This window comes from Actinoplanes sp. NPDC049118 (genome assembly GCF_040648555.1).
Classification (GTDB): Bacteria; Actinomycetota; Actinomycetes; order Mycobacteriales; family Micromonosporaceae; genus Actinoplanes.
In genome coordinates this window covers 1-1,950 of the sequence record NZ_JBEZDY010000077.1, presented here as the reverse complement: position 1 = coordinate 1,950, position 1,950 = coordinate 1, and the positions used below count along the sequence as shown (strand labels likewise).

The 1,950-nt window shown below is 65.8% G+C and carries 3 protein-coding genes; all 3 read left to right on the top strand.

Translation table 11 applies throughout. From position 1 onward, the window contains the following. Positions 1 to 86 precede the first annotated feature (86 nt). A complete protein-coding gene (locus AB0B58_RS42275; RefSeq protein WP_360237063.1) occupies positions 87 to 497 on the top strand; it encodes a DUF3307 domain-containing protein in 411 nt (136 codons plus the stop codon). An 87-nt stretch (positions 498 to 584) separates the two neighbouring features. Continuing rightward, complete coding sequence (locus AB0B58_RS42270) at positions 585 to 1,511, top strand: hypothetical protein (protein ID WP_360237060.1); 927 nt, start codon at positions 585 to 587, stop codon at positions 1,509 to 1,511. 9 nt (positions 1,512 to 1,520) lie between these two features. Continuing rightward, on the top strand, positions 1,521 to 1,895 hold the full coding sequence (locus AB0B58_RS42265; RefSeq protein ID WP_360237057.1) for a hypothetical protein: 375 nt from the start codon (positions 1,521 to 1,523) through the stop codon (positions 1,893 to 1,895). Positions 1,896 to 1,950 lie beyond the last annotated feature (55 nt).

Below are 1,950 nucleotides of genomic sequence, written 5' to 3'. Positions count from 1 at the left end.
CTGGCTCCTACACCTGCCGACCTCGCCGCCTTTCCAACCCATCAACCCTTCTATGAAAGGGACGGTTGACCGTGTCCACTTCAGCTGTGGTGTTCGCCATTTCGATGGGAACGCTGATCGCCGCGCACCAGTTCGCGGACCACATCATCCAGACCGACACCGACGCCAACAGCAAGGCCGATCCCGGATGGGACGGCTGGCGTCACCTGCTTGCCCACGTCGGCACCTACCACCTGACCGCCCTGGTGATGCTCCTCATCACTGCGGCGGTTCTTGACGTTCCGGTCTCGGTCACCGGCGTCATCGCGGGTCTCGGGTTCTCCGCGGTCACTCACGCGGTCCTGGATCGGCGCTGGCCGGTCCGCTGGATCCTCGAACACACCGGGTCCGCCGCGTTTGCGGAAATCAAGACGCCGCTGTGCGGCATGTATCTCGCCGATCAGGCTCTGCACTACGGCTGCCTGTGGATTGCAGCCCTGCTCATCGCCTGTCTGTAAAGGGAAAACGACGCGGGGTCGGTACTGGCTCCTACACCGCCGACCCCACGTCTTCCAACCCATCCACCCCGAAAGGGAGGACGTGTCATGTCCAAATCTACCCCCCGACGCGGTTTCGGGAAACGCTCCGGAACGGTGACGGTCATCGAGGCCAAGGTCCACCGTTCCGCCGAACGCGACGCGCGGATGGCGTTCATCATCACGGCGATCGTCGTGTGCCTGATCGCTATGACGGTGGCCTCCGATCACATGCACCCGATCCTGGCGTTCCTGGTCGGCGCGATGATCAGCCTGATCACCGGCGCCGTCGCCTGGACGCTCGTGCGGATCTGGCCGGTCATCCGGCTCATCTGGTGGTGGATCCCGGAGATCGGCACCGCCGTGCTGCTCACCTACGGGTGGATGCAGCTCGCCAACCACACCCCGGCTCCGGTCACCCTCGCGGTGCTGGCCCTGGTCGTCGGTGTCCCCGCCGCCGTACCCCTGATCCGCCGGCGCATCGTCGCGGTCGTCTGGTGCGTCGTCGTGCGACACCGGCTGCGGGTCTGCTTCTCGCAGTTCATCGTGGCGAACCAGTCCGGTTCCCTGCCGCTGATCCTGTGGGCGCGCCCGACCCCGGTTGGGGAACGTGTCTGGGTCTATCTACGCCCTGGCCTGTCTCAGGCCGATCTGGTCGGGCGCCTCGACAAGATCGCGGTCACCTGCCACGCCTCCTCGGCGCTTATCGAGCGCGCTGCCGAGGGCAATGCCGCCTATCTGCGGTTCGACATCAAACGCCGCGAGGTCCTGAACCGTCAGGTCAACTCGCACCTGCCGAGCCTGGTCGACCCCGACATGCCGGTGATGCCGCGTCAGCCCGGGACGGTCCCGACCGCTCTGGACCTGCCCGACGTCCTGGCCGAGTCCAAGCCGACCGCCGCCGCGAAGACGGCTACTTCACCCAACGGCAGGAAGCCTGCTGCTTCGTCTGCCGCAGACGCCGATTCCGGCGACGACATCACCGACTGGATCTGAGGAGCCGTCATGAGCATTGACCTTTCCGCGTTCGACCTGATCGAGCACCGGAACTGCTTGACGGCACGGGACGTCACCCTGCACAGCGACCTGTACGTCCTGACCTACCTGTGCGGCCACCGTGAACTCATCGCGCACCTGCTCGATGTCGCCGCCGACCTGATGATCACCTCACAGGCGCTGATCCTTCTGTACCTCACGGACGGCTACGACCCCGACCACAGCACCCAGCCCGGGTTGACTGAGGCGGAACGCCACCAGGTCATGACCCTGGCGTCGACGTGTGTCTACAACGCGGCCCTGTACGTACAGGAAGCCCAGCGTCGCAAGGTCCCCCGCGCCAACGCCGGTTGGGACCCCATCACCGCACCGCAAACCGCTTAACCCCGATCGGTACAGGGCGCCCCCTCACGGACGCCCTGTACCCCAAGCGCGCCTT

Excerpts from the sequence above, each read along its gene's own strand:
- AB0B58_RS42270 (WP_360237060.1), top strand. The coding sequence starts at position 585 with ATGTCCAAATCTACCCCCCGACGCGGTTTCGGGAAACGCTCCGGAACG.
- AB0B58_RS42265 (WP_360237057.1), top strand. The coding sequence starts at position 1,521 with ATGAGCATTGACCTTTCCGCGTTCGACCTGATCGAGCACCGGAACTGC.